Annotated in this window: 23 protein-coding genes and 3 pseudogenes; 9 read left to right on the top strand and 17 right to left on the bottom strand. The window is 69.9% G+C overall.

All coding sequences use genetic code 11. The features are described from left to right. The first annotated feature begins 103 nt into the window (after window positions 1-103). The 5 genes and pseudogenes from CFW40_RS03685 (at window position 104) to CFW40_RS03665 (ending at window position 3,572) form a co-directional block, all read left to right on the top strand. Window positions 104-691 (top strand): TetR/AcrR family transcriptional regulator, encoded by a 588-nt coding sequence (locus CFW40_RS03685; protein WP_088796431.1) that lies wholly within the window; start codon window positions 104-106, stop codon window positions 689-691. Between the two features lie 234 nt (window positions 692-925). Then, on the top strand, window positions 926-1,537 hold the full coding sequence (locus tag CFW40_RS03680; protein ID WP_256331611.1) for a TetR/AcrR family transcriptional regulator: 612 nt from the start codon (window positions 926-928) through the stop codon (window positions 1,535-1,537). Next, window positions 1,534-2,247 carry a VC0807 family protein gene (locus tag CFW40_RS03675; protein WP_088796429.1) on the top strand — a complete coding sequence of 238 codons (714 nt, stop codon included), beginning with the start codon at window positions 1,534-1,536 and terminating at the stop codon, window positions 2,245-2,247. Before CFW40_RS03680 ends, CFW40_RS03675 begins: the two co-directional genes overlap by 4 nt. A 288-nt stretch (window positions 2,248-2,535) precedes the next feature. Beyond that, window positions 2,536-2,991 (top strand): annotated as a pseudogene (locus tag CFW40_RS03670) (IS5 family transposase); the annotation flags it as partial. A gap of 44 nt (window positions 2,992-3,035) precedes the next feature. Then, entirely contained in the window at window positions 3,036-3,572 is a 537-nt protein-coding gene (locus CFW40_RS03665; RefSeq protein WP_088801890.1) for a hypothetical protein, read from the top strand. A 24-nt stretch (window positions 3,573-3,596) separates the two neighbouring features. On the opposite strand, the pseudogene CFW40_RS03660 reads toward CFW40_RS03665, so the two are convergent. Together CFW40_RS03660 and CFW40_RS03655 are read right to left on the bottom strand one after the other, a co-directional pair. Next, window positions 3,597-4,355: pseudogene (locus CFW40_RS03660) on the bottom strand (transposase family protein). A gap of 114 nt (window positions 4,356-4,469) precedes the next feature. Beyond that, the gene (locus CFW40_RS03655) at window positions 4,470-5,432 is read right to left on the bottom strand and encodes a zinc-binding dehydrogenase (protein WP_088796428.1); all 963 of its coding nucleotides are present in this window, start codon (window positions 5,430-5,432) and stop codon (window positions 4,470-4,472) included. 166 nt (window positions 5,433-5,598) lie between these two features. Between CFW40_RS03655 and CFW40_RS03650 the strand changes: the two genes are divergently transcribed. Continuing rightward, window positions 5,599-6,243, top strand: a complete 645-nt coding sequence (locus CFW40_RS03650) for a TetR/AcrR family transcriptional regulator (RefSeq protein WP_176956580.1) — start codon at window positions 5,599-5,601, stop codon at window positions 6,241-6,243. 336 nt (window positions 6,244-6,579) lie between these two features. Continuing rightward, on the top strand, window positions 6,580-7,047 hold the full coding sequence (locus tag CFW40_RS03645; protein WP_143034587.1) for a hypothetical protein: 468 nt from the start codon (window positions 6,580-6,582) through the stop codon (window positions 7,045-7,047). A 40-nt stretch (window positions 7,048-7,087) separates the two neighbouring features. Here the strand turns inward: CFW40_RS03645 and CFW40_RS37795 are convergent. From CFW40_RS37795 to CFW40_RS03630, 3 genes and pseudogenes are all read right to left on the bottom strand, one after another. Continuing rightward, a pseudogene (locus CFW40_RS37795) lies at window positions 7,088-7,420 on the bottom strand (IS5/IS1182 family transposase); the annotation flags it as partial. 88 nt (window positions 7,421-7,508) lie between these two features. Continuing rightward, on the bottom strand, window positions 7,509-7,853 hold the full coding sequence (locus tag CFW40_RS03635) for a MazG-like family protein (protein ID WP_088796426.1): 345 nt from the start codon (window positions 7,851-7,853) through the stop codon (window positions 7,509-7,511). A gap of 116 nt (window positions 7,854-7,969) precedes the next feature. Then, window positions 7,970-9,853: an ABC transporter ATP-binding protein gene (locus tag CFW40_RS03630; RefSeq protein WP_088801888.1), complete on the bottom strand. Its 1,884-nt coding sequence runs from the start codon at window positions 9,851-9,853 to the stop codon at window positions 7,970-7,972. Between the two features lie 376 nt (window positions 9,854-10,229). Between CFW40_RS03630 and CFW40_RS03625 the strand changes: the two genes are divergently transcribed. Continuing rightward, window positions 10,230-10,607 (top strand): hypothetical protein, encoded by a 378-nt coding sequence (locus CFW40_RS03625; RefSeq protein ID WP_088796425.1) that lies wholly within the window; start codon window positions 10,230-10,232, stop codon window positions 10,605-10,607. A gap of 133 nt (window positions 10,608-10,740) precedes the next feature. Here the strand turns inward: CFW40_RS03625 and CFW40_RS03620 are convergent, their stop codons facing one another. The 11 genes from CFW40_RS03620 to CFW40_RS03570 form a co-directional block, all read right to left on the bottom strand. Further along, window positions 10,741-11,874 carry an acyl-CoA dehydrogenase family protein gene (locus CFW40_RS03620; protein WP_256331612.1) on the bottom strand — a complete coding sequence of 378 codons (1,134 nt, stop codon included), beginning with the start codon at window positions 11,872-11,874 and terminating at the stop codon, window positions 10,741-10,743. Between the two features lie 173 nt (window positions 11,875-12,047). After that, window positions 12,048-13,307 (bottom strand): acyl-CoA dehydrogenase family protein, encoded by a 1,260-nt coding sequence (locus CFW40_RS03615; RefSeq protein ID WP_088796423.1) that lies wholly within the window; start codon window positions 13,305-13,307, stop codon window positions 12,048-12,050. Then, a complete protein-coding gene (locus CFW40_RS03610; protein WP_088796422.1) occupies window positions 13,304-14,854 on the bottom strand; it encodes an AMP-binding protein in 1,551 nt (516 codons plus the stop codon). The genes CFW40_RS03615 and CFW40_RS03610 overlap by 4 nt, the downstream gene beginning before the upstream one ends. Beyond that, complete coding sequence (locus tag CFW40_RS03605; protein ID WP_088796421.1) at window positions 14,847-15,377, bottom strand: winged helix-turn-helix domain-containing protein; 531 nt, start codon at window positions 15,375-15,377, stop codon at window positions 14,847-14,849. The genes CFW40_RS03610 and CFW40_RS03605 overlap by 8 nt, the downstream gene beginning before the upstream one ends. A gap of 102 nt (window positions 15,378-15,479) precedes the next feature. Continuing rightward, entirely contained in the window at window positions 15,480-16,001 is a 522-nt protein-coding gene (locus tag CFW40_RS03600; RefSeq protein ID WP_088796420.1) for a gamma carbonic anhydrase family protein, read from the bottom strand. A 123-nt stretch (window positions 16,002-16,124) separates the two neighbouring features. After that, entirely contained in the window at window positions 16,125-16,583 is a 459-nt protein-coding gene (locus tag CFW40_RS03595) for a MaoC/PaaZ C-terminal domain-containing protein (protein WP_088796419.1), read from the bottom strand. Then, window positions 16,580-17,821, bottom strand: a complete 1,242-nt coding sequence (locus CFW40_RS03590) for an MFS transporter (RefSeq protein ID WP_088796418.1) — start codon at window positions 17,819-17,821, stop codon at window positions 16,580-16,582. The genes CFW40_RS03595 and CFW40_RS03590 overlap by 4 nt, the downstream gene beginning before the upstream one ends. 136 nt (window positions 17,822-17,957) lie before the next feature. Further along, window positions 17,958-19,145 carry an amidohydrolase family protein gene (locus tag CFW40_RS03585; protein ID WP_088796417.1) on the bottom strand — a complete coding sequence of 396 codons (1,188 nt, stop codon included), beginning with the start codon at window positions 19,143-19,145 and terminating at the stop codon, window positions 17,958-17,960. Continuing rightward, the gene (locus tag CFW40_RS03580) at window positions 19,139-20,515 is read right to left on the bottom strand and encodes a MalY/PatB family protein (RefSeq protein WP_088796416.1); all 1,377 of its coding nucleotides are present in this window, start codon (window positions 20,513-20,515) and stop codon (window positions 19,139-19,141) included. The genes CFW40_RS03585 and CFW40_RS03580 overlap by 7 nt, the downstream gene beginning before the upstream one ends. Before the next feature lie 829 nt (window positions 20,516-21,344). Further along, window positions 21,345-21,557, bottom strand: a complete 213-nt coding sequence (locus tag CFW40_RS03575) for a DUF4287 domain-containing protein (protein WP_088796415.1) — start codon at window positions 21,555-21,557, stop codon at window positions 21,345-21,347. A gap of 69 nt (window positions 21,558-21,626) precedes the next feature. Next, entirely contained in the window at window positions 21,627-22,214 is a 588-nt protein-coding gene (locus CFW40_RS03570; protein WP_306427422.1) for a DUF998 domain-containing protein, read from the bottom strand. Window positions 22,215-22,417: 203 nt separating this feature from the next. Between CFW40_RS03570 and CFW40_RS03565 the strand changes: the two genes are divergently transcribed. Beyond that, window positions 22,418-23,041, top strand: a complete 624-nt coding sequence (locus tag CFW40_RS03565) for a TetR/AcrR family transcriptional regulator (RefSeq protein ID WP_088796410.1) — start codon at window positions 22,418-22,420, stop codon at window positions 23,039-23,041. A gap of 390 nt (window positions 23,042-23,431) precedes the next feature. Here the strand turns inward: CFW40_RS03565 and CFW40_RS03560 are convergent, their stop codons facing one another. Beyond that, complete coding sequence (locus tag CFW40_RS03560) at window positions 23,432-23,653, bottom strand: hypothetical protein (RefSeq protein WP_088796408.1); 222 nt, start codon at window positions 23,651-23,653, stop codon at window positions 23,432-23,434. Between the last annotated feature and the right edge of the window lie 177 nt (window positions 23,654-23,830).

Below are 23,830 nucleotides of genomic sequence, written 5' to 3'. Positions count from 1 at the left end.
AAGGGAGTCGTCGCCGACAAGTGGCGCGCCACCGTCAGGGGCTGCCGTCATGGCTGGGGTGGCCGTCAGCGGGAGCCCCCGCCAGGTCGGTAAGGTCCGGAGCATGACTGGTCCTGGTAAGCGGCCCGGCCCGCCTGCGCGGCTGAGCAGGGGGGCGATCGTGGAGGCTGCGCTCGCCTCCGGCGACCTGGAGTCGCTGTCCATGCGGCAGTTGGCGGCCCGGCTCGGGGTCTCGCACTCCGCCCTCTACCGCTGGGTTCAGGGGCGGGAGGGCGTCATCGACCTGATCAGTGAGACGCTGATCGACCGCATCGTTCCCGCCGATGCGCCCACGCCGGGCAATTGGCGTGCGTGGCTGGGGCGTCTCGCCTGGGCCGCGCATGACGAGTTCCTTGCGACTCCCGGCTACGCCACCCGTATCTCCCGGCCCCACCGGCACACACGCGGCTTCTTCAAGATGCGGGACGCCGTCATCGCGGCGTTCCGTGCGGGCGGCGCGGACTCCGAGTCGGCCGAGCAGAGCTGGTACGTGTTCGGAACCGTGCTCGTCACCTGGCTCGGTGCGCAGGAGCGGCGTCTTCTCGGCGACGCGCCGCTTCGCTTCGATCTCTTCCTGGACAGCCTGCTGCGGGGGCTGCCGGTACGGGAGGCCCCTGAGTACGGCACCCGGCCCTCCGGCTTTGGCGAGTAAGGCGGCGTCGTAAGTCGTCCGGGGGAGAGGGTCCTCTCCCGGCGGTGGCGGCCAAGTCCCCGGGAGACGCCTGGATGTGCGGCCACTCCCCATTGTGCGGCGCAGGCGTCCGCGCTGCCCCGCACCGCCCATGCCCGTACCGCGGACAGCCGCACTCTCACCTTCTTGCTCGGGTGAGCAAACCCCGCTACCTTCTTGCTCATGCAAGCAAGGAATAGTGCATCCAAGCAAAAGGTGGCACGCAAGACCAAGCCTTCCTTCACCGAGACGGGCCGCCGGGCTCAGATCGTCGCCGCGGCGATCGAGGTCATCGCCGATGTCGGGTACCACCGGGCCTCGTTCGCGAAGATCGCCGAGCGCGCCGGGCTGAGCAGCACAGGGATGATCTCCTACCACTTCGACGGGCGGGACGACCTGATGCGCGAGGTCGTCGCCGAGGTGATGCGGCTCGCGGAGGGGTACATCCGCCCCCGCATCGAGGCCCACGAGAGCTATGCGGCCCGCCTGCGCGCCTCGATCGAGGGCAACCTCGACCTGTTCGCCGAGTACCCGAACCACCTCGCGGCGATCGTCGAGATCCTTGCCCACCTCCGCGGCGGCGACCCCGGCATGGTCGCTTTCCTCGACTCGACGGAGGCGAACCTCGCCGTCCAGGTGGAGCAGATCCGCAAGGCACAACGCGCGGGCGAGTTCTGCGACTTCGACCCGTGGGTGATGATGCGGGCGATCCGCGCCGCCATCGACGACGTGGTGCGCCGCGCCACCCACGATCCCGATCTCGATGTGCGGGCCGCCGGCCGCGAGTTGGCGGACCTGTTCGACCGCGCCACCAGGAACACGTCATGACCACAGCGGACACGGGGGCACACACCATGGCAACGCACCAGGCACCGCAGACCGACACGGACGCGTCCGCCGCGGCGACCGCCCGAGGCCGTACGGCGGCGCTGCGCCGGCGGCTCGCCGCGCAACTGTTCTTCGAGCTCGTCCTCCCGCTCGGCTCCTACTACGGGCTGCGGGCGGCCGGCGCGGGCCAGTGGCTCTCGATGGTCGTCGGCGGTGTGCTGCTCCTGCCGTGGATCGGCTACGGCATCGTGCGGCAGCGGCGCGTCGAGGCGATGGCGGTGTTCACGCTGAGCCTGGTGGTGGCCGGAACGCTGCTGTCGCTGATCACCGGCAGCCCGCGGGTGCTGATGATCCGGGACAGCTGGCTGACCACCGCGATCGGACTCTGGGTGCTCGGCACGCTGCTCACTCGGCGCCCGTTCATCATGACGGCCTCACGCGGCATCGTCATCGCGAAGGTGGGCGAGGCCGGCCTGACCGCCTGGGAGGCGCGATGGGACGACGAGCCGGCATTCCGTCACCACCTGCGACTGATCACGGCGGTGTGGGGAGCGGTCTTCCTGCTCGACGCGCTGCTGCGGGTGGTGCTGGTGTACACGATCCCGCTGGACGCCTTCCCGCTCACCAGCACCGTGCTCTGGCTGGTGATGCTCGGCGGGCTGTTCACGTTCCACAACTGGTACCTCACCCGGCACGGCCTGAAGCTGTAGGGAGCCGTGGACCTGTGGAGTCGTGAGGCAGGCGGCGAGGGACCGGGCCCCTGAGAGACAGGAATCAGCTCGGGCAGGAGGAGGTTCCATGACGGGCACGACGGGTGGGAGGCACGAGCTCGCGGAGTTGCTGCAGCACGCCAGGCTGGAAATCGTGGGGGCCCACTAACGGAAGAGGTGCTGCCGCCCCGGGCCGCGTGGCGCCCGGTCGTGTCCTTCGAGGCCGAGCCGACGGTGACCGTGCCTCTTGACCGGCCGGACCTGGTCGCCGAGTGCGAAAGGAGGCCACTGACCGGACCCAATCCGACCGACCGCGGCAAACCGGGTTCGAGAATCTGCCTGGTCACGGACAGAAACGGGCTGCCGCTGTCGCTGGGTGTCTCCGGTACCACCCTGCACGACAGCCAGGCCCTTGAGCCACTTATCCGTGGCATCCCGCCGATCCGCTCCCGCCGAGGCCCCGCCGCCGACGGCCGGCAAAGCTCCACGCCGACAAGGGCTACGACTACGACCACCTGCGCCGATGGCTGCACAGCCGAGGCATCACCCACCGCATCGCCCGCAAGGGGCATTGAGCCCTCGCAGCGACTGGGCCGACACAGCCGCTGGGTAGTTGAGCGGACGGTGTCCTGGCCGGCCGGCTGCCGGCGCCTACATCGTCGCTACGAACGCAAGGCCGCTCGCTTCCCCGCGTTCGTCGGCATCGCCACATCCCTCATCGGCTACCGAAGACTCATGAATTGAAACGCCATCAAGTCTCACCTGACATGGCCCTATACCGTGTGGCCATGTCGGCGTTCATGCAACAGCTCCCCGCGCTGATCGGCGTGGTAATCGGTGCCCTTGGATCGTACTTGGCAAGCACGCGAGGCGACCAAGCCCGCTTTCGTCGCGAGCAGGCCGCCCGTTGGGAAGAGCGGCGGCTGACGGCCTACGCCGACTTCGCCAGGTCGCTGAAGAAGAGTGTCACCCTGGCATACCGGATCGCGTCGCACCTCGGCAACGACCCTCACCCGCACCCCTTGTCACCCGAGGAAGCGGCGCCTCACCTGGCCGATGCCACTGAGGCCCGAGACCCAGCCGGCGAGGCACTGTTGATGCTTGGCACCCCGGACGTGGTGGAGAAAGCCCGCGAATGGGTCGTCGCGGTGATGGAGATGGAAGGATTCCTGCGAGACCAGACCCATAGCCCCGAAACTTGGTCACACATGCTCAAGCGCCAACGCGCCGCACGTGAGGGATACTACGCAGCTGTCCGCCGTGACCTGGCCCTCCCACCTGGCCATTCCGGGGATTGGCGACTTGCCCCACGCCAGACTTCCTGATTACCCACTGAGCGTTTTCCAACATCACGTTGAGGCGAGGTGAAGGGCGAGGGCGGCCTTCACGATGTCGGTGATGCAGTTGGTGCTGCAGCGGAGTTTGCGGAGTAGGCGCCAGCCCTTCAGGACCGCCATGGCCTGTTCGCCGACGCAGCGGATCTTGGCGTGGGTGGTGTTGTACCGGCTCTGACACCGCTTGAGGCGGCGTCCGCGGAACGGGATGCGAACGGGGCGGCCTGCGCCCTGGTACGCCTTGTCGGCGCAGGTGGTGAGTCCGGCCGCGCCGAGCGCATCCAGAATGCCGTGCTCACGTGCCGCGGTCAGATCGTGGGTGGCGCCTGGGAGCGCGGGTGAGGCCCGCGGCCGGCGGCCGAAGGGATCGGTGAGGATCTGCACGTTCATGCCGTGGTGTTTCTTCTTGCCGGAGTAGTACGGGCGGTCGGCGGCGATCCGGTCGATCGGCAGCACGGTGCCGTCCAGGATCAGATACGCCTTCTTCCGCGCCGTTGCTATCGCCTCGTCGAGCGTCGGCGCGAGCTCGGCCAGTACCTTGATGGCCTCACGGACATAGCGGTAGACGGTCGCGATCCCGATGCCGAACCCGGCGGCGAGCTGGGCGTAGGTGTTACCGCAGCGCAGGGCGCCAGGACGAGAAGGGCCTGACGGCCGGCGGTCAGCCGTCGCCATCGTGTACCTACCGATCTCCCGGCGGTGGACGGCCAGTTGGCACGCCAAATGCGGCAGGTGCGCGGTGGACAGATCGATCGCCGACGGATGGACAAGCACGTGAAGCTCCTGGTGGTGCACGGTAGATCTTGGTCTTGACACCGTCTACCAGGAGCTTCACCACGTCGCGGAGACGCCCGTTACCCGGGGCCGCGAACGCCGTCCCTGCCCGGCTCAGGGCGCCAGCACAACCCTGCCGAACACCTCCCCCGCGTCCATCTCGCGGTGGGCCAGCACCGCTTGGTCCAGCGGCAGCACCTGGTGCACGACCGTGCGCAGGTTCCCGTGCGCAGCATCGGCGAACTGGGACGACCGCACGGCCTGCCGGTCGGGGCCGGGCACGGTATCAGAGCTGAAAGTGGCGAATGACAACGACCTGCGGAAGGCGTCCATCAGCCGCATGCCGAAGTCCGCCGGTGGCTGCCCACCAACCACACCGACAGCCACATACCGCCCGTTGGAGTTCAACCTGTCCAGGAAAAGGGGAAGCTGGGGACCCCCCACGACATCGATCACCACGTCGAAGCCCGCCGGTGCGTCCGGGCCGTCCTCGCCGGAGCGGTCAAGGACATGGGTCGCGCCCAGGTCCCGCAGGCGGGCGCCACGCTCCACCGACGAGGTGGTGACCGCCACCGCGCCCGCGCCGTACCTGGCTGCGAGCTGGACCGCCGTGATCCCGATGCTGCCCGCCGCACCGCGCACGAGCACCGTCTCGCCGGGCGTGAAACGGGCCCGGTCCAGGGCGAAGTGGGCGACCACGCCGGAGCCCCCGAGGGTCACCGCGTCGGCACCGGTCAGGCCGTCGGGCAGCGCAAGGACGTCCTCGACCGAGGCGACGGCCTGCTCGGCATACCCACCGGACAGGCCGGTGAACGCCCACACCCGCCACCCGATCCACGAGGCGTCCACGCCCTCTCCCACCGCGGTGACCCTTCCCGCGACCTCGCTGCCGAGGAGATGGCCCTCCCGGAAGCCGTAGGCGGCAAGCGTTCCCCGGCGGATCACCGCGTCCACGCCGCCTACCCCGATCGCCTCCGTGGCGATCTGCACCTGCCCCGGGGCAGGAACGGGCACGGGCACATCGACGACCTCCAGGCCATCGGGGTCTCCGAACGTCCTGATCACGACGGCTTTCATCTCTGCTCCTCGGGTCGGTGGAGGGACGGATCGCAGCTGCTGCGGCTGTGGGCGCCGAGTCGGCCCCCGCCGCCGGGGCATCACCGGTGAAGTGCCGGGACGGGGCGGCCACACCGCCAGCGGACCGTAACGGACGCCCCCGTCCGTTTGGCTAAAATGAGAACCGATGACCAACCACTTGCCTCAGACTGTGCGCTCCGACGCCCGCGACAACCGGGCCCGCATCCTGGACGCCGCCCGCGCGGTGTTCGGCGAAGAGGGCCTGAGTGCGCCCATGCGCGAGGTCGCCCGGCATGCAGGCGTCGGCCCCGCCACGCTGTACCGGCACTTCCCGACCAAGCAGGCACTGTTCGCGGAGACCTTCGCCGAGCAGCGGCGAGCCTGCCATGCCGCCGTCCGCGACGCCCTTACGGACTCGAACCCGTGGCACGGATTCCGGAGCCTGATCGAGCGGATCTGTGAACTCCACGCCCACAGCATGGGATTCGCCGACGCCTTCATGACGGCCTTCCCCGAGGCCATGGACTTCGCCGCAGACCGGGAGCGGACTCTGCACGCGGTCGGCGAACTGGCCCGCCGCGCCCAGAACACCGGCCAGCTGCGCCCCGGCTTCGTCGTCGACGACCTGGTCCTCATGCTCAAGGCCCACCGGGGCCTCCAAGACACGCCGCGTGCCGCCCGGGTCACGGCCTCCCGACGTTTCGCCGCCTACATGATCGAAGCGTTCCGCGCCGCACCAGAGACGGGAGCGCCTACGCCGCTGCCGCCAGCACCACGCCTGCAGCTCACGTACTCGCCCAGCACGCCATAAATCCGTCGCCTGGAGGACCGCCAATCCTTGCAACCCGACATCCTTGTCGGGCCCCTGCCGCAGCCAGGTTGGAAAGGGCTCACTGTCCGCGCCGACCCCACCACGAATATGTGCCCACCGGCTTCAGCGTCCGCACGCGCTATCGGTTGGCTTGAACGCCGCGGGTAGTGCAGGCAGCCCCGGATTGCGGGTCACCCAGGCAGTGGTTTGATGAGATCAGGAGTGTTATTAGCGCGGGCCCGAGAGCTGGTGCGCCATCGAGCCGCGATATCTGGACAACGCGGTGTCCGCCTCTGGTCTGTCTCGCCCGCCAGGATCCCCACAAAGGAGGCGACCGTGACACGGATTATGTTCGATGCGGTTACGCCCAGCAACATCCCGTCCAGCGCGACGATGGTGGCGGGGTATGTCGACGGCGATTTCCGTAACGTGGAAGAGATGGCGAAGCGGTTCCCGCACGCGAAGCGGGTGTCAATCGCGGTGAGCCACAAGCACAAGGCACAGGTCCTGGACGTGGAGACGGGCGCTGCCTCGCCGGAAGGCGCGGTCGCGTGGTGCAGGGAGACCATGGCTGCCACGCCCAACGGGGAGCTGACGGTCTACTGCAACGCCTCCACGCTGCCTCAGGTGCGTGCCGCGTTCAAGAAGCACAAGGTCACCGAACCGAATTACTGGGTGGCGAAATTCGACGGCAAACCCTCGATCCCACCCGGCGCCATTGCCAAGCAGTTCCAGGGCGGAGTGCACAGTCCTTTCGACAAGTCGGTGGTGGCGGATCATTGGCCTGGTGTAGACGAGGCATAAAGGCGCCGTCTCACAGCGGCTGACACAATGAGTTGAGTCTTCAGTGGGTGATCAGGAAGCAGGCCAGTTCGAGGAAGGCTTCGTGGACGTCGGCTCGGCGTTCACCGCGCATGCGACGCGTTGGAAGCCGTGGAACCAGGTGAAAGTGCGTTCCACGTCCCAGCGTTGGGTGCCCGGTCCGGTGCCGTGTCGGGTGCCTTGGCGGGCGATGGCCGGCACGATGCCGCGGGCGCGGACCTGGTCGCGGTAGAGGTCGTTGTCGTAGCCACGGTTTGCGGCTCACGCCGGTCATCAGGACACCGAGCGGGATGCCGCGCCCGTCGCTGACCAGGTGGTGCTTCGACCCTGCCCGGCCCCGATCGACCGGCGACGGAACCATCGCGAGCCCCCACTCGCCATGAGTCACCACCACGTTGACTTGCCTGAGTTGCGCGGGCGGTTCGCTTGGTGGCGGCACCCGTTCACCGGGCGGCGGCATCCTCGGCCTTCTCGGTCTCGTTGAGGTCCCGCGCGACGACGCCCTCCACATGACGCGCGAAGACGGTCGCGGCCTCAGGGTTCATGCGGGTCAACGCGACCATGCCGGTGACGATGACATCGCAGACCTCGGCCTCGACGTCCTCCCAGGTGTGTGAGTGACCCTTCCGAGGGTTCTGTCCCATGGCCCCGATCACCGCCTCGGCGACTTCGCCGGCCTCCTCCTGGATCTTCAGCAGTTGCAGCAGGATCCGCTGTTCGCGAGGGAGCGTGGAGTGCTCCTCCAGGCGGTCGGCAAGGCGGGCGATCGTCTGCCAGGTCTCGGTCATCTGTGTCTCGATTCGTCTCGTACGGTCGGGGGCAGCCGGCCAGGGAGCGTCGGCGCCCTCGCCGGCCGGGAGTTGGGGCCCCGGCAGGCGAGGACGCAAGCCGGGGCCGGCGATGCTTACCGGTCCTTGGCCAGGGCTACCAGCTCGGCGAAGAGGCCACCGGCATGGAGCAGGTCGTCGTAGGTGCCGTCCTCGATCACGCGGCCGTGCTCCATGACGATGATCCGGTCGGCGAGACGTGTGTTCTCGAGCTGGTGGGTCACGACGATCGTCATGCACGCGGCGGCCAACCGCTTGATCTCCAGGAAGATCTGGTGCTCACCGCGGGCGTCCATCTGCGAAGTCGGCTCGTCCAGGATCAGCAGCGGAGTCTGCCGGTACAGCGCGCGGGCGCACACCAGACGCTGCCACTGTCCGCCCGAGAGTTCCACGCCGCCGTACAGCTCCCGGGCCAGGAGGGAGTCGAGCCGGTTCGGCAGTTCCTCGATGGTGTCACGCATGCCGACAGCGTCGACGGCCTTCCACACCAGATCGTCGTCCCATGTCTTGGGCTGGCCGAGCGTGATGTTCTCGCGCACCCGCAGCGGCCAGGTGGCGAAGTTCTGCGGTACGAGCGCGGTCCGCTTCCACACGGCGTCGACATCGGCCCGGGCCAGGTCGGTGCCGTCCCACAGGACCCGGCCTTTGTCGGCGAGGAGGATGCCGGTGATGAGCTTGGTGAGCGTGGACTTGCCGGAGCCGTTCTCTCCGACGACGGCCAGGATCTCGCCCCGTCGCAGACGCAGGGAGACGCCGTCGACGGCGGGCTGTTCCTTGCCCGGGTACCGGTAGACGACGTCGTCGAGCCGGATCTCGTGCACCTCCTCCGGGATCGTCAGGGCACCCCGCGCGGGGGCGCGCTCGGTGGCCATGGTGAGGAAGGCGCGCATGTCGGCGAGGTAGAGCGAGGTGTGGAACATGGCGGCGCCCTGGATGACGACCTGGGAGAGCGCGGCGAGGGCGGTCTGGACGGCGACGAGGGCGGTGGCGGCGACCGGAAGGGGGACGCGGCCGGTGGCGGCCAGCCAGGCGAGAGTGGCCCACGTGCCCATCAGGAAGATGCCGCCGAGGGCACCGGCGGTCAGGTCGATGCGGAGCCGTCGCGGGGCGGAGCCCAGCGTGCGCTGGTCGATGCGCTCGGACAGGGCCCGGTACCAGTACAGGAGGTAGCCGGTCATGCCGTTGGCGCGGACCTCGTCGCCGTGCCGGGGCAAGGTGGCCCACCAGCGCATCATGCCGCGTACGTTGCGGTCGCCGATGTTCAGGTAGTGCGTCTCGTAGTCCACGCGGGCCCGCAGGATCGCGCCGGTCCCGGCCGGGAGCACGGCGAGCAGGAGGACCGGGAGCATCATCCAGTGCAGGACGGTGATGACGCCGCCCGCGGCGACCATACGGACAACGGCGGCCATGAGCCGCTGGGCGTCGTCGACCATGGTGGCGGTGCGGACGGTGCCGATCTCGGCGGCTTCTTGCCGGTCGGAGAATCCGTCCTCGCTGTAGGCCGCGGCCTCGACCCGGCAGGTGGCGGCGACCAGCGACACATCGGCCTCGGTCATCAACCGGGGGGTGATGCGGCTGGAGGCGTAGGAGGCGAGGGCTGAGCTGATGCGTCCCGCACCGGCCGCGAGGGCCAGCACGAGCAGGGCGGGCAGGGCGCCGTGCAGGCGTGCGGAGACGGGGGCGGCTGCGAGCAGATGCGTCATGGCCTTCGCGGTGAAGGCGAGCAGGACGGCGGCCGCAGCGCCGGTGAGGATCTGGCAGAGCACGAGGAGCAGGACGGCGGCCCGGTCCACGGCCCAGGCCATCCGTACGGTGGCGCCGAGAACGGCGGGAAGGCGGCTGCCCATCTTGAAGAAACCGGCCTCCGCCAGCGGGTTCTTGCCGAACTCGCCCTCGAACTCGATGGCCGCCGGGGGCGGCGGGGGAGGCGTCTCCTCGTGGGCGGTCAAGGCGTCGGTCACAGTCACCTGCGTCCCTCCTGGGGCCGGTGCCACACCTGGATGGTTCGGCAGTGCACGGCCTAACGACGCCCACAGAGAATCGAACGCGCTCGATTCCGGACGCGTGCGAGCCCTGGCGCGGCAAGGGCTCGAACGCGTGGGCGCCTTGCTGGGGCGGCCCTCGGGCGGTGGGGCTTGGCCGAATCGCCGCTGTCCGTAACGTATGGGGCGCATGAGGATTGCATCGCCGGGGGCCGTCGCGGCCGGGGCGGCGGGGCGAAACGAAGCCGCCTTGCCAGGGGGAGACACCCCCTGGTGCTGTGACCGGGATGGTTCACCGTGATCGGAAGGCGGCTCGTGGTATGAGCGCACGCGAAACGGCTGGTATTACTGGGGCATGCAGGAAGAGACCGCACGCTCCGCGATCGACACGTTCATCTCCGCGTTCAACGCCTCGGACGACAGCTATGTGACTGCCCTGCTCTCCCAGGCCCTGACCTCAGACGTGGTCTTCTGGGGGCCGTTGGGTCGCAGCGAAGGAATCGTGGCGGTCGAGCGGTTCGTGCTGGACATCCGGCACCACCCGGCGGGGACCGGCACGATGGTGCGCTGCTCAGCGGTGGACATGCCTGGCGAATGGGCCCGGTACCAGTGGGTCTTCACCACGCCTGATGGAGGCCCCCGCCTGGCGGGAACGGACGTCGTCCATCTGCGACGGAGCCTCATCGACCAGGTCATCGTCTTCGCGGGGGAGATCGAGCCGTCCGCCTCCTGAGTCATCCTTGTGTCGCTGTCCTTCTCCTGAACTTTGGACCGGCACCTGCACCACCTGCCACCGCCCCCTGCCCAGTGGCGTCGCCAGTACATATCCCGTGGCGTCGCCGGTACGCACGCCGGTGGCACCCCGGCTACAGCCCCAACGCCTCGGCCACGCGGCCCGTGTGATGGTCGGCGTCGCCGAACGCCAGGGCCGACGCCGTGGCGTGGCGGGTGAAGAAGGGGAGGTCGTGTTCGGCCGTGAAGCCGATCGCTCCGTGGACCTGGTGGGCCAGTGCGCACACCCGCTCGTAGCCCTCGCTGCCCCACGCCTTGGCCTGTGAGACCTCGAGCGCGGCAGGGAGTCCCCGGGTGAGCCGCCAAGCGGCCTCGTACGCGCTCACGCGTGCGCCGAGGACGTCCACGGCCATGTCCGCGCAGTGCTGCTGGATCGCCTGGAAGCTGCCGATGGGGCGGCCGAACTGCTCGCGGGTCTTGGCGTACGTCACCGTCATGTCGAGCACGCCCTGTGCTCCGCCGGCCATCTCGGCGCAGGTCGCCACGGTGCCCAGCGCGGCGGCCATTTCGGCCACGGCGCCGCCGCCTCCCACCGCGCCGACCACCCGGGCCGCGGGCACGACGGCACCGGTGAAGTCCACGCGGTATTCAGGGGTGTTGCCGACGACCTCGAGACGGTGCCGGCGCAGGCCCGGGGTGGCCGCCTCCACCAGCAGCGCCGTCAGTTCTGTGTGGTCGCCGGTCTGGGCCATGACCAGTATCGCGTCGGCGGTTTCGGCGTACGGGACGAAGAGGGCCGTCCCGTCGAGGCGGAACCCTTCACGGCCCGACGGGGTCGCGCGAAGAGTCGAGCCGGCCGTGCCCCAGCGGCCGTGCGGGGCCGCGCGGGCGTACGTCAGCGTCCGGCCCTCCGCCACCGCGCCCAGCCACTCGGCGCACAGCTCCGCACTGCCGTGCCGGGCGAGCGGGAGTGCCGCGCAGGCCACGGTGGGCAGGAGGGGGCTGGGTATCTGGTGCCGGCCGAGCTCCTCGCACAGCAGGCAGAGGCCGATGACGCCGGCGCCCAGGCCGCCGTGTTCCTCGGGCAGTGCGAGGGCGGGCCACCCGAGTTCGGTCATCTCCTTCCACAGCGCCGCCGAGTGGCCTTCGGGCTCCTCGCGCACCGCCCGCGCACCGGCCGTCATACGCCGGGCGGTCAGCAGCTCGGCTGCCGCCGTCCGGATGTGCCGCTGGTCCTCGGTGAACGGCAGGTCCATCGATGGGTCCATCGCTTCTCCGATGTCAGGGGGTCAGGGGTGGGTGGCGGCGCGAGGCCGTGGGGGGCCGTGCTGAGGTGTCAGCGGTACGCGGCCGTAGGTGCGGGTGCGGGTGCGGGTGCGGGTGCGGGTGGGGGGTGGGGGTGGGGGAGTCAAAGCCGGTGCCTGTGCCGGCGTGGGCCGGGTCAGGACCGGGGCAGGCCCAGTCCGCGGGTCGCGATGACTCTTCGCTGGATCTCCGTGGTACCGCCGAGCAGCGTGGCGGCCACCGCGTCGAAGCGCATATGGGCGAACGCGGCGTCCATCGGTGCCCCGTCGCGCTGCCACAGTTGCGCGTACGGACCGAAGGCCTTCGCGCCGGTGCGGGCGAGCCGTTGGTGCAGTTCGGCGCCCAGCAGCTGGCTGACCGATGCCTCGTAGCCGGGGACGGCGCCGGCGGCCTGGCGGGAGACGGTCAGACGCGCCACCGCGTACTGGACGCGCAGCTCGATATGGCGCCGGGCGATCTCGTGGCGCAGGACGGCGGTGTCCGCGCGGCGGACGTCCTGTCCCTGCTCCGAGCGCAGGCAGTCGATCAGCCCCTGCAGCACCCGCTCGAACTTGACGGTGGCGCCGATGCCCGCGCGTTCGAAGCCGAGCGCCGCCATCGCCACGTACCAGCCCCGGTTCTCCGCGCCGACCCGGTTGGCCACCGGTACGCGTACGTCGTCGAAGTAGATCTCGGCAAAGGGAGCGGCACCCCGCATGTCGCGGAGCGGGCGGATGGTGACGCCGGGGCTGGCCGCGTCGATGAGCAGGAAGCTGATGCCCTTGTGCTGGGGCGCGTGCGGGTCGGTGCGGACCAGGACGAACAGCCAGTCGGCGTGCTGGGCCGACGAGGCCCACACCTTCTGCCCGTTGACGCGGTACACCTCGGCGTCGGCCTCGTCACCCCCATCGGCCGGCTCGCGGACCGCAGTCGTCCGCAGCGCAGCCAGGTCGGAGCCGGCGTCGGGCTCCGAGAAGCCCTGGGCCCACACCGTCTCGCCGCGCGCGATGCCGGGCAGGTGCGCTGCCAGCTGTTCCCCGGTTCCGTATTCCACGAGCGTCGGACCGAGCAGCATCGCCCCGATGCCGTTCACGGTGGGGACTTCGGCGCGCATCATCTCCTCCCGGAGGATGAACTCCCGCATCGGGGACAACCCGGCACCGCCGTACGCGACGGGCAGGTGCGGTGCGATCCAGCCACGTTCGGCGAGGGCGGCCGCCCAGGCGCGGGCGCCGGCGCGCCGCTCGGGGTCCCCGGAGCGGCGGTCGGCCGGCCAGTCGTACCCCCAGACGTCCTCGGGCTCCAGACTGTGTTCGGCCTCGGGGTCCGGCCGGTAGCCGGCGGGGAAACGGTCCCGGATGAAGGCGCGTACCTCGTGCCGGAATTCCCGTTCCTGGGCGGTCTCCTCCCAGTTCACTGCGCAACCCCCTCCCGGAGCAGGTGCTTGGCGACCTTGTCGGTGGGGGTGCGCGGCAGTTCGTCCAGGAACTCCACATAGCGGGGCACCATGTGCCGGGGGAGCTGCTTGCGGCAGTACTCCACGAGTTCGTCGGCGTCCAGGCCGGAGCCGGCCCGCTCGACGACGAACAGCTTCACGTCCTCCTCCTCCAGCTCCGACGGTACGCCGACGGCCGCGCACTCGAGCACGGCAGGATGCAGATTGACCTCGCACTCCAGGTCGAAGGCGGAGATGTTCTCGCCGCGGCGGCGGATGGCGTCCTTCATCCGGTCCAGGAAGTAGAAATAGCCGTCGCTGTCGCGCCACACCCGGTCACCGGTGTGGAACCACATGTTGCGGAACGTGTGGGCGGTGGCATCCGGATCGCCGTAGTACCCGCTGGTGATGATGGACGGCTGCTTGGGGCGCAGTACCAGCTCGCCCGGCTCTCCGGGGCCGACCTGCCGGTCCAGTTCGTCCACGACACCGGCCTCGAAGCGCTCGTGGTGCGCCTGCCCGCAGGAACCGAGGCGCCACTCGCCGTACGGGCTGCCGGTCGCGATGCCCGCCTCGGTGCTGGTGTAGCACTCGGCGGAACGGACCCCGAACCTGTCGTGGAGCGGTTTGTCGAGCGCCGATTTCCCCATGTAGAAGACTTCCAGCGGATGGTCCTTGTCGCGCTCGGTCGGCTCCTGGTTGAGCAGCATGGGGATCATGGAGAAGACGCTCAGTGCCACCTGCGCGTCGAAGTGCCGCACGTCGTCCCAGAACCGCGACACATGGAACCGGTCGGCGATGGCGAGGATGCTTCCGGAGAGCAGTGCGGACAGGGCCCCGTCCCACAGGCCCGCGGCGTGGAAGAGGGGCAGCGGGCAGTAGGCCGTCTTGCCCCACCGGTCCAGAAAGTCCAGCGAGTCCAGGGCACAGGTCAGAGCGAGCGAGTGGGAGACCATGGCGCCCTTGGACGGACCGGTGGTCCCCGAGGTGTACATGATCGCCTGGAGGTCGCAGAACGCCACATCGGCGCGGGGGGTGTCGGCACCGTAGGACAGCAGACCGGACAGGGCGACCGCCGGCTTGCCCAGCGCGGCGGACGGGGCCGGGGAGGCGTCGTGGGTCCGCACGATGACATGGGCCAGACTGGGCAGGCAGGGCGTGAGCGCGGGCAGTTCCTCGGCGTACCGGGCGTCAATGACGAGGTAGCGGGAGCGGGAACCGGCGAGGGCGCGGCGCAGGAGGTTGCCGCACAGGGCCGTGTTCACCGGGACCGCCACCGCGCCGAGTCTGCTCAACGCGAAGACGGTGTAGAGGAGTTCGGGGCAGTTGGGCAGCATCACCGCGACATGGTCGCCGCGGCTGACACCGAGCGCCGCGAGGCCCTGGGCCACCCGGTTGGTCATGTGGTGCACGTGCCCGAAGCTGAGGTCGCCCTCGCGGAATCTCAAAAACGTCTCGTCGCGGTGGCTCTGGGCCCGCAGGCTCAGAACGTCCCCGACAGTCATCGATTCCAGTGCGATGTCACGCATCCGTGCCTCCGTCGTGCCCGCAGGCGGTGAGGGTGTAGCCGCGTCCCCAGGCGGTGCGGATCTCGAGCCGTAAGGGGGTGATCCGGCGGCGGATTCTCATGATGTGGAGATCGAGGGCGTTGCGGCTGGCGTGCGGGTTGCCTTGGCACAGCCGCTTCCGGAGGGATTCGCGCGGCACCACCTCGCCGAAGTTGACGGTCAGCAGCCGCACCAGTTCCGCCTCGGTCGGTGAGACGGTGACGGTGCGGGAGCCGTGGCGGACGACGCCGTTGGGATCGACCTGCGGAGCGCAGTATCCGAGGTTGCGGGCCTGGAGCGCGGCGATCCGGGCCTGGATGTCCTCGTTCCTGGTGGGCAGCCGTATCCAGTCCTCACGGACGTCGGCACACACGGGGGCCTCGGTGCCGTCGTCGATGACCAGCAGCCTCAGGTGGCCGGATTCCCGCCACCACTCCCGTTTGTGCGCTTCCCGTGGCCAGCGGATGATCTTTACGCAGGGTTGACAGCCGTCATTGTTCAACATCGCTCTCCCCCGGCCTGCTGCGAGTGTCCGGGACCGGCGTGGTTGCCCTCGGGCACCGCGGTGTGGAGCGTCGTCACCGGCTTGTCCGTCGCCGTCATGCGGCTACACCACCCTGCGCAAAGAGGTGCGGAAGCGCTGCGCGGACTTGACGTAGTCCTCGACGATGTCCGCGACGGCCTCCATGGGGAACATCGTGTTCTCGCGGTTCTTCGCCGGCACGCCGAGTGCGATCCGGCCCGTCGGCACATGGCCGTCGAAGGTGATGACCGCACCCGCCGCGACCATCGCGCCCGACTCGATCACGGACGAGTTGAGGACGATCGAGCCGGAGGCGATGAGACACCCGTCGCCGATCCACGCGCCCTCGATGTGCACACAGTGCCCGATGACCGTGCCCGCGCCGATGACGGCGGGCGTCTCCGGGGCGGCGTGGATGACACTGCCGTCCTGGATGTTGGTCCGCGCACCCACTTCGACGTGACCGTCGTCGCCGCGCAGTACCGCTTGCGGCCATACCGACGCGTGGGCGGCCACGCGCACATCGCCGATCACCGTCGCGTCGGGATGAACATAGGCATCGGGATGGATCCGGGGCTCGACATCGCCCAGGGCATAAATGGGCATGCCTGAACGCTCCTTTCTGTCCGGGGACGAGAGAGGGAGAGAGGGGGGAGGAGGAACGAACGCAGGAGAGGAGGTGTGGGTGGGGGAGTGGGAGGGTGAGGGGCGGCGCCGGGTGGCGGCGCGTCAGCCGTAGATCCGGTACACGATCTCCGCGACACACGCCGGTTTGGGCTCGCCCTCGACTTCGACGGTGGCGCTCACCAGCATCTCCATGGCCCCGCCGCGGACCTCGGTCACCGTGCCGACCTCGGCGTGCAGCCGCACCAGCGCGCCGACCGGCACCGGGCTCGGCAGCCGGACCCGGTTCACGCCGTAGATCACATTCATCCGGATCTCCTGGAACTCCAGCAGCCGGTCGACGAGCGTGCCCACCAGCCCCAGGGTGTGGAACCCGTCCGCGACGGGTCCGCCCAGCGGGGGGCCGGAGCCTTCCTCGTCGGCGTGGTCGGCGTGTGTGTGCCCGTGGGTGGCGTGGGCGAAGGCCGACGCATGCTCCTGGTGGACCGGCACCCAGGGCGTGCGGCCCAGGTCCGATCCCGCGAGCTCGGCCACCTCGGCGAGACCGCGCACCGTGGTTGTCATCGGGCCTCCTGTGCTTGACCGTGTCGAGATGACTGAGAGTCAGAAGTCGCTGAATGGCTGCGCGTTGGGAGGGATGTGGCGGTGCGGGGTTCAGGCAGACGCCAGGCCAGGGCGGCCGGCACGAGGAGGATGCCGATCAGCGTGGCGAGCACGGCGCGGATGCCCCAGGCGTCGGCGAGCATGCCGAACACCGGCGACAGGAGCCCGCCCGCCGAGAGGGTGACGCCCAGCGTCAGTCCGCTCGCCGTGCCGATGCGGGTGGGCAGGTAGTCCTGCGCCAGCGTGACCTGTGCGGCGAACGGCACGAACAGGACCGTGCCGTAGAGGAAGGCACAGACGAGCACCCCGGCGATCTGCGGCATCAGCACCACGCCGGCGACGGCGAGGGCGGAGATGAGGTAGCCGTAGCGCAGGGCGGCCAGGCGGCCCCAGCGCTCGGCGCTCCACCCGCCCGCCAGCGTGCCGACGACGCCGCCCGCCGTGAACGCGGTGAGGGTCGCCGAGCCGGTGGCCGCCGAGACGCCGAATCGGCTGATCACGTACAGCGCGGCGAGCGACCCCATGACGACGTAGGGAATCGACCAGAACACCGAGATGACGGAGAGCGTGCCGAAGGCCCGCCAGTTGTCCGAGTGGCCGGTCTGTGCCGCCTTTCCGTCAACACCCTTTGTGTGAGGTGGCGTTGCGGTGGTGACCTGCCAGGAGCGCCGGGTCACCAGGCAGACTGCGCCCATCACGACGGCGGGCACGGCGAGCAGCCAGGTGCTGGAGACACCCCCGCCGTTGATCACCACGGACACGAAGAGCGGAGCGAGGGCGACGCCGATATTGCCGCCGACGGCGAAGACGCTCATCGACCGTGCGTCGCCGCCGCCGAGGGTGCGTGCCGCCATCGCGCCCGCCGGGTGGAACGCGGCCAGCCCGATACCGGCGAGCGCGACCGCGATCCACGTCCACACATACGCGTTGCCCAGGCCGGACAGGCCCACCCCGACTCCCGCGGTGACCATGCCGGCCGGCACCAGCCAGCCCATCGGCCGACGGTCGGCCAGCAGCCCGACCAGTGGCTGTATCAGGCTGGACAGCCCGGTGGCGGCCAGCGTGATCCCGGTGATCAGGGTGTAGCTGTAACCACGTCCGGCCTGGAGGAACGGCAGCAACGCGGGGATCGCGCCCTGGTACATGTCGTTGACCCCATGGGCCACGGTGAGCAGCCCCAGGTCTCTCTTGTTCTTCATACGTCCCCCGTTGGGTGGTGGATGGTCTCCGGGGCTCCGTTCCCGGATCGACGCCGCGTCAGGACCGCCCCTCCCGGGGCCCCGCACGGCGTACGGTTCGCCTCTGGTCACGACCAGGCGACGGCGGCTCTCCCCGTCACGACGAGGTGTACGGCTCGCCTCTGGCCAGGACGAGGCGTACGGCGCGCAGGGCCGACAGGTCGGCGCGCGGATCCCCGTCCACGATCACGAGGTCGGCGTCGAGTCCCGGTGCGATGCGCCCGGTGATGCCGGACAGGCCCAGGGCCCGCGCGGAGCCGACGGTGGCCAGCTCGATGACGCGCTCGGCCGGGAAGCCGAGCCAGGCATAGAGCTCCAGCATGCTGAGGTAGTCGTGGAACGCGGCCTGCGGGATGCCCGCGTCGGTGCCGGTGATCAGGGGCACACCGAGGCTGTCGAGCCAGCTGAGCCGGTCGTAGAAGGCGCGGGTGGCGGCCTCCCCGTCCCGCTCCAGTTTGGTCCGCCAGTCGTAGCCGCACAGGGAACCGCAGACCGCGATCCCCTGTGCGGCCATGGTTTCGGCGACCTCGGTGCGGCGGTCGACGCCGTCCGGGCCGTCCAGCCACAGGCAGTGTTCGACGGTGTGCACACCGGCGGCCACGGCCGAGGCGATGGCGGCCGCACCGTGTGCATGGGCGGCGACCGGGAGCCCGTAGCGGCGCGCCTCCTCGACGGCCACGGAGAGCTGTTCGGTGGAGAACTGGGATTCCCACATCGCCGCGCCGCCTTCGGTGATGTGTCCGCCGCTGGCCATCACCTTGATCACATCGGCTCCGGCCTCGGCGTTGCGCCGTACCATCGCCCGCAGTTGGGCCTCGTCCGCGACCTCGCCACCGAGGAACCAGCAATGGCCGCCCGGCGGGGTCAGCGGGGAACCCGCGGCGAGAATCCGCGGGCCGCGTACCCGGCCCGCGGTGATGGCCTCACGCAGCCGCACCGCGGCGGCCCCACGGTCCCCGAGGTCCCGGACCGTGGTCACACCGCAGTCCAGCAGTTGCCCGGCCCGCTCGGCCATGGCGTCCAGGAGCGTCGGCCCGTCGCTCTCCAGCAGCGCCGTGAACGGTTCGGGGCCGGCGTCGAAGCTCAGGTGCACATGACCGTCGATCATGCCCGGCAGGAGCGTCGCGCCGGGGAAGTCCCGCCGTGCCACGTCCGGCGGGGCCTGTGCCTCGACCGCTGGGCGCGGACCGGCCGCGGCGATCTTCCCGTCCCTGACCAGTACGGCCGCGTCCGTGGTGCGTTCCCCCACCGGGCCGTGCAGCAACTCGCCCACCGTGATCAGCATGCGAACTCCTCGGACACGGCGCCCGGTACGACGCTCCCGCGAGGACCGCCAGGCACGTGCGGGGCAGCCGGTAAGTGCGCAAGAGTGGGCAAGTGCGGGGCAGCCGGTAGGCGCGGCCCGGCGGGTAAGGGCGGAACGGCCCCCGCCCCGTCTGCCGCGCAGCGCACCAGGCGCTCGAGAAGCTGATCGAGCACGGGCCCGGACGTGGCGAAGTTGAGGCGTACGAAGCCGTCGCCGCCCGGACCGAAACCGGGCCCGGGGCTGAGGTCGATGTCACCGCGCGCGCGGAAGCGGGCCGCCGGGTCCTCGCCCAACCCCAGCGCACGGCAGTCGAGCCAGGCGAGGTAGGAGCCCTCGGGCGGATGGTGGCCGATCTGGGGCAGCCGGTCGGCCAGTGTGGCGGCGAGCCGGTCGCGGACGACGGCCAGATGCTTCCGTACGGCCGTCAGCCAGGCGTCTCCCTCCGTCCAGGCCAGCAACGAGGCATGGACGCCCAGGGCGTTGAGGGCGCCGTACAACTCGACGGGCTGTTCGTCCACCGCCGCGCGCAGCCGGGCCGGGCCCAGGTGGCCCACCGCACAGCGGGCCCCGGCGAGGTTGAAGGCCTTGGTCGCCGAGGTGAGCGTGACCGTGCGGCGCTCGATCTCGGGCCCCAGGGAGGCGAACGGAATGTGGCGGTGCGGGGCGTGGGTCAGATCGGCGTGGATCTCATCGGAGATGACGAGCAGATCGTGGCGCTCGGCGAGTTCGGCCAGCTCCGTCAGCTCGGACCGGCGGAAGACCCGGCCCGTGGGGTTGTGCGGGTTGACCAGCACCAGAGCACGGCAACCGCTCTCCACCACGGCCCGCACGAGCAGGTCCGGGTCCCAGCCCCAGCCCCAGCCTTGGGGGCTCTCACGCAGGGGAATCGGGATGAGCCGCCGCCCCATCCGGGCGAGGCCGTCGCGGAACGGCCCGTAGACGGGAGTGTGCACGGCCACCGCGTCACCGGGCTCGGTGCCCAGGTGGAGCGCGAGGTGGACGCCCTGCGTGACGGTCGCGAACTCCCTGACCGCTTCGGGCCGCGGACGCCAGCCGTAACGCTTCGCCATACGCTCGGCGAAGGCCTCCCGCAGGGGACTGCCGTCCGGCCAGTACGGATAGCCGAGCATCCCCTCGGCGAGAAAACGCCGCAGCCCTTCCCGTATCGGCTCCGCCACCGGGAAGTCCATCTCGGCCAGTCCGGCGGGCAGGACACCCGCGGCCACCTGCCGCCACTTCTTCAGCCCGGAACCGGAGCGGAGCACTCCCGGGTCCACCTCGTCGAAATCGGCCCACCGGGATAATCCGGCCTCCGGCGCATCGGACACGCCGGCCTTGCTCGCTTTCATGGCTCCCTCCCCCGTCCGTGCCTGTGCGCACGGCCTTGCCCTCCGGCGCGTGACGCGCCGAATATGCGATGGCCCCTTCAGACCCTTGGTTGAATTCTGTATAGATGAATTGAGCTTCAGGAATTTCGGTGTACGCCGGTCGTCTTCGCGTACCTCGGTCGCCGCAAACGCTAATCGAATGCCGAGGGTCAACACTGAGAATCTTGCAGGAATCTGTCAAGGGCAAACAGAACTTTGACTGCTGACACCGCCGGTCGCGGTCGCGGGCGTCTGGACCGGCCCGGACAGTGTGTCGCCGTGCCCGCCGCGGCGCACTGCGACCGGGTGCCGGCCATTTTGGGCGGGTGAAATCACGATGAACCGCGGTGAATCGAAGAACGTACCCTGAGGAATTGAGAGATGGCGATATGAAGTAGGTCGAAGACGGTAAATTCCGGGGAACTCCGGAAAGTGGGATGTGTCTGAAGCACGACAGAGGACACGACTGCGCTCGCCTCGAACCGGCCGAAACGGGCCCGCCGTCGTGCCACGGATGGCCGGATCCTTACCCGCCCCGGCGGCGGTGGCAGGAGGAACCGCCGGCCAGTCGAGACTCCCAGGTTCTCCCCGGCGCTGAGCGGCCGGCTCCATGGGTGCGGGCGTGGGCGTGGGTATGCCTGCCGGGCGGCGTGCGGTGGGGGTGTGTGGTTCTGTTCACGAGAACCGACAGCGGTTGTTCGTCACTTTGGGAGGCGCCCCGCGGTCGGCGTGTTCGATGTTCACGAGAACCGACTGCACCTGGGGTCGGGCGTGAGTTCCGCCGCCCGCAGAGCTCACGCCCGACCCGGGGTTAGTTGCTGGCGCGCTCGGCGAGGGTGTGGGCGACGAGAGCGTTGGCGTGCCCGTGACCGAGGCCGTGCTCGGCCTTGAGCCATGCGACGAGTTCCATGTGCTGGGTCAGGGGTGAAATGCGGATCAACTCCTTCCACTCCTCGATCGGGCGGCCGTACTTCTTCTCGATCGACGGGAAGTAGCTGGCGGGGCCTTTCACCGGTGCGGCCATGACGAACGATCCTGTCTGTCTGAGCGCTGTGGGCTCGAGTTGTTGCCGTGCGAGCAGGAGTTGGAGCCGCTACGGCCGTGACGTCGGCGCGGGGCCGGCCAGTCGGGCGGTGGCTGCGGTGAGCGCGAGCAGGCCGAGACCGGCTGCGGCGGTGAAGGCCGCCACGGTGGTGGCCGAGGCGGCGAACCCGGCGATGACCACCAGCGGTAGCAGGCGGTAGGCCAGGGCCCAGCGGCGCCGGCCGTGGACCGCGAAGTGTCGGGCAAGCACGAGGAACGCGGCGCACAGCGCAAGGTAGCCCACCGTGCCGCTGAGCATGTGGACCGTTCCGTGCCCGCTCAGCGTGGCCGGACCGTCCGGTGTACCGGCCGGGAAGCCCGCGCCGGGGTCCGCCCTGAAGACTCCCGCGAGCACGAAGGACGCACCGAAGACGCCGACCAAGCGCGGCACCCAGGTGCCGCCGGCGGTGCGGCCAATCGCCCGCCGCAACCCCACCGCGCCAGCGGTGACCAGCGCACCGGTGACCAGGAAGCCGGCGACCTGGACCCAGCCCAGCGAGCCGAGGCTGAGCTGGCTGATGGCATTTCGGCTGAAGTCGAAGCCGGTGCGCGTCAGGCCCTCGAGCACCCCCACCGAGAGGAACAGCGGTCCTGCCACCGCCCCGCAGCCGAGTAGCGCGCGGGTGGCGAACGGAGCCGAGGCCCCACGACTGGTAGCCGGTATATGGATTGCCTGAGTCATACGAGATCCCCCTGAGCCGAGACGCGACTGGAACTGGACTGTCCAGTACTGGCGAACTGGACGGTACAGTACTGGTTGCGGAACTGGACTGTCCAGTACTCTCGCTCGGAGGAGGAGACATGGAAGCGAACGAACCCAGCGGACGCTCTGCCCACAAGCGCCAGGCGATCATGGAAGCAGCGACAGCGGTGTTCATGGAGAAGGGCTACGCCGGCACGAGCATGGACGACATCGCCAAGCTGGCCGCCGTGTCCAAGCAGACGGTGTACAAGCACTTCTCTGACAAGGAGAAGCTGTTCGCCGAGATCGTCCTGGCCACCACCGACCGGATCGAGGCCGTGATCGATCTGGTGGCCGGCATCCCCATCGACGCGGACGCACTGGAGGAGAACCTGCTTCGGCTGGCCCGCCAGTTCCTGACCACGCTCACCCGGCCCCAGGTGCTCCAGCTGCGGCGCCTCATCATCGCCAACGCCGACGCTTTCCCCGACCTGGGCGCCACCTGGTACGAGCAGGGATTCGAGCGGGTGCTGGCCACCCTGGCCGACACCTTCCACCGCCTGGCCGACCGGGGCCTGCTGCGGATCGACGACCCCCTTCTGGCCGCCAACCACTTCTCCGGCTTGCTGCTGTGGATCCCGGTGAACAAGGCCATGTTCCACGGCAGCCCACAGCACACCCAGCCCGAACTCGACCACTATGCCGACGCGGGCGTCCGCACCTTCCTCGCCGCATACCGTTGACCCCCGCCGCCGCACCGGACTCCCCCGGCGGCACGCACGCCCCCATGGCACCGGCCCGATCGCCGGTGCTGCCCGGCTTCCCTCTCCGTAGCCAGGACTGCGCGGCAATCGCGCGACTGTGCCGCGCGCTCGACGGAATCCCGCTGGCGATCGAGCCGGCCACGGTGTGGCTGCGCGCACCGTCGCTCGGCCAGATCGAGGAGCACCTGTCCGAACGCCATCGCCTGCTCACCGTCAGCCCCCGGAACGCACCCACCCGGCGACGCACGCTGCAAGCGCTGATCGACTGGAGCTACGACCTGCGCGCACGCCGGCGGCACCCGGCCGGCCAGGGCCCGCGGCGAGCCCCGACCGGCAGGAGCGGCGTCCCACCTCCAGGCTCCCGAAGGACTACTCCCTGGCCGGGTCGGCGCCCGGCCGCTTGACGATCCGATCGTTGACCTCGATCGACTTCCAGAGCCGGCGGCTGATCCGGACCTTCACGGATTCGCCGTCGGCCAGGCGGACTTCGACGGAGTGGTACATGTTCGAGCCGTCGAGCATGCCCCGGGACTTATGGGTGACGACGCCTTCCCAGTGGTCGTCTCGTCCGATTTTGTGAGATGTGAACATGCCGTGAGCCTACGAGGGGCGGCAGCCGATCCTGTAGGTCCTTGAGTCATCTCCTGGGGATGACATATGTCCTGCCGGGCCGCCGCAGCCGTTCCCTTGCCGCGGCCGCCTCGCCTGGCGAGAACGCATGAGCCGCGGGCCGGCGATCAGCCGTCGGCGGCAAGGCGGTTCAGCCAC

The organism is Streptomyces sp. 2114.4 (genome assembly GCF_900187385.1).
GTDB classification, from domain to species: domain Bacteria; phylum Actinomycetota; class Actinomycetes; order Streptomycetales; family Streptomycetaceae; genus Streptomyces; species Streptomyces mooreae.
This window is presented reverse-complemented; position numbering and strand designations above follow the sequence as displayed.

Excerpts from the sequence above, each read along its gene's own strand:
- CFW40_RS03585 (WP_088796417.1), bottom strand. The coding sequence starts at position 19,145 with ATGCTGATCACGGTGGGCGAGTTGCTGCACGGCCCGGTGGGGGAACGC.
- CFW40_RS03590 (WP_088796418.1), bottom strand. The coding sequence starts at position 17,821 with ATGAAGAACAAGAGAGACCTGGGGCTGCTCACCGTGGCCCATGGGGTC.
- CFW40_RS03655 (WP_088796428.1), bottom strand. The coding sequence starts at position 5,432 with ATGAAAGCCGTCGTGATCAGGACGTTCGGAGACCCCGATGGCCTGGAG.
- CFW40_RS03650 (WP_176956580.1), top strand. The coding sequence starts at position 5,599 with ATGACCAACCACTTGCCTCAGACTGTGCGCTCCGACGCCCGCGACAAC.
- CFW40_RS03605 (WP_088796421.1), bottom strand. The coding sequence starts at position 15,377 with ATGTTGAACAATGACGGCTGTCAACCCTGCGTAAAGATCATCCGCTGG.
- CFW40_RS03685 (WP_088796431.1), top strand. The coding sequence starts at position 104 with ATGACTGGTCCTGGTAAGCGGCCCGGCCCGCCTGCGCGGCTGAGCAGG.
- CFW40_RS03575 (WP_088796415.1), bottom strand. The coding sequence starts at position 21,557 with ATGGCCGCACCGGTGAAAGGCCCCGCCAGCTACTTCCCGTCGATCGAG.
- CFW40_RS03565 (WP_088796410.1), top strand. The coding sequence starts at position 22,418 with ATGGAAGCGAACGAACCCAGCGGACGCTCTGCCCACAAGCGCCAGGCG.
- CFW40_RS03625 (WP_088796425.1), top strand. The coding sequence starts at position 10,230 with ATGCAGGAAGAGACCGCACGCTCCGCGATCGACACGTTCATCTCCGCG.
- CFW40_RS03620 (WP_256331612.1), bottom strand. The coding sequence starts at position 11,874 with ATGGACCCATCGATGGACCTGCCGTTCACCGAGGACCAGCGGCACATC.
- CFW40_RS03665 (WP_088801890.1), top strand. The coding sequence starts at position 3,036 with ATGTCGGCGTTCATGCAACAGCTCCCCGCGCTGATCGGCGTGGTAATC.
- CFW40_RS03595 (WP_088796419.1), bottom strand. The coding sequence starts at position 16,583 with ATGACAACCACGGTGCGCGGTCTCGCCGAGGTGGCCGAGCTCGCGGGA.
- CFW40_RS03675 (WP_088796429.1), top strand. The coding sequence starts at position 1,534 with ATGACCACAGCGGACACGGGGGCACACACCATGGCAACGCACCAGGCA.
- CFW40_RS03560 (WP_088796408.1), bottom strand. The coding sequence starts at position 23,653 with ATGTTCACATCTCACAAAATCGGACGAGACGACCACTGGGAAGGCGTC.
- CFW40_RS03580 (WP_088796416.1), bottom strand. The coding sequence starts at position 20,515 with ATGAAAGCGAGCAAGGCCGGCGTGTCCGATGCGCCGGAGGCCGGATTA.
- CFW40_RS03610 (WP_088796422.1), bottom strand. The coding sequence starts at position 14,854 with ATGCGTGACATCGCACTGGAATCGATGACTGTCGGGGACGTTCTGAGC.
- CFW40_RS03600 (WP_088796420.1), bottom strand. The coding sequence starts at position 16,001 with ATGCCCATTTATGCCCTGGGCGATGTCGAGCCCCGGATCCATCCCGAT.
- CFW40_RS03635 (WP_088796426.1), bottom strand. The coding sequence starts at position 7,853 with ATGACCGAGACCTGGCAGACGATCGCCCGCCTTGCCGACCGCCTGGAG.